Origin of the sequence: Streptomyces sp. NPDC047974, from assembly GCF_040653375.1 — a bacterium.
Classification (GTDB): Bacteria; Actinomycetota; Actinomycetes; order Streptomycetales; family Streptomycetaceae; genus Streptomyces.
The window spans coordinates 1-1,557 of sequence record NZ_JBEZNU010000109.1 but is presented as its reverse complement, the minus strand read 5'-3'; the positions used below and the strand labels follow the sequence as shown (position 1 = coordinate 1,557).

At 59.2% G+C, this 1,557-nt stretch carries 1 protein-coding gene; it reads left to right on the top strand.

The features are described from left to right. Positions 1–960: 960 nt before the first annotated feature. Complete coding sequence (locus AB0E19_RS38655; RefSeq protein ID WP_281055588.1) at positions 961–1,425, top strand: hypothetical protein; 465 nt, start codon at positions 961–963, stop codon at positions 1,423–1,425. Positions 1,426–1,557: the final 132 nt, after the last annotated feature.

The following is a 1,557-nucleotide window of genomic DNA, read 5'->3' as shown; positions in this document are numbered from 1 at the left end:
GGCGACATCTGGGTGTTGCGGTGAATCGAAAAGGCTTCGACCTTCGCGACATTCAAGAGCTGGGGCTACTCCGAGCGGACACCACATAGGGTGACGGCCTCGATGTAGCGAGCCTGCCGACGCTTCAGGAACTTGCTGTAGAACTTGATCTCGCTCCCGCCTCCAGTCTGGGGGGTGATCTCAACAAACTCCGCCGGGACCCCGCCATTGGAGGTCGATACGGAGTAGCCATCTGTACGGGGCTCAATCACGTACTGCCACCGCGATCCTCCGATGCTCACCTCTCCCCAGGCATCGCGGACACAAGTAGCGGCAGCCAAGGGCTCCTGACTGGACGAGAAAGCTGCTGCAGGTCCAGTACTTCGCATGCCGCCAACGGATGTGCAGGCAGCCAGCAGCAGAAGTGTGATCCCGGCTGTTGCCATCCCGAGAGGTTGAGTCATTCCGTGCATGCGGCAGCTCCATTGCAAGTGCGGAACTGTGACGCAATCATGAGAAGGCTACAACAGTGTAGTCGTGAGGTCGGTCTGCTGCCGGCAGTGATCTCGCCCAAGGCAAGGGAGCCGATAGGGCCGTGGGTGAGGGCGGAGCAGTAGTAGATGCAGCCCAGTGCTTGGGCGGAATGGCCCCAAGCCGGTCCTATTCACTTCATAAGCCATTGATTGAACGCGCAGAGAAATCCCCGCCCTAAGGGGAGGGGCGCCCGTTCGAATCGGGCTGGGCTACCGGACTCAGGGCGTTGGAACAGGTTCCGTCTGGTGGCGCCGGTTCGGCGCATCCCCGCCGCACAGAGACTCGACGCACTGCAAGAGGCCGCGATCGCGGCTGCCTGATGCCGCACATGTTGGCCATGAGATGAGATCAGGGCGCTTCTCGCAAGCGCGCTGCATCTGCTGAAAACAGCGTACATTGAGCGAACATCCGTTCTCGTCACATGGAGGAACGGATATGCGGAATCGGATGCTGATGATCTTGTTGATGGGCAGTCTCGCTGGCTGTTCTCCCAGCGAGGAGGAGCTTGAAAAAGAGAAGACTGAGGCAATCAGAGCCGCAGTTGAGGCGGGTGTTCGCAAGGCATTGAAGGATCCTGATTCGGCAAGGATCACGGTCCGCCAAGTATTCGCACTCTATGACGGTACGGTCGCTTGCGGAACTGTGAATGCAAAGAACAGCTTCGGCGGCTATACGGGCGAGATGAAATTCGACATCGGCATCAACCCTGATGGAAGCCCCGCCGCGCCAACCATTGCGAATGATGAGATGAGCAATGCGGTGTTCGCAGCCATGTGCGATTTCCAGAAGGAATATGCTGCGCGCCCGGGAAATGCCGGGAAACCCTCAACGCCAGACCTGAGGAAGCAGCTCATCACTGCGTATGAAAAGCGGGTGCGAGAGGTGGTTCAAGAAGTGGCCTCCAAAAGGTAGAACGCACGCGTTTGGATCAGCTGCCAACCCGCCGTGAGGCGGGTTATCTGTTCTTCCGGAGGATGCCGGTCGGCGGTTGGAATCGGACCGAGGTTCCCGCCACCGCATGCCACGCACTTATCGGGCTTCTAC

Coding starts and splice junctions, on each gene's coding strand:
- AB0E19_RS38655 (WP_281055588.1), top strand. CDS start 961: ATGCTGATGATCTTGTTGATGGGCAGTCTCGCTGGCTGTTCTCCCAGC.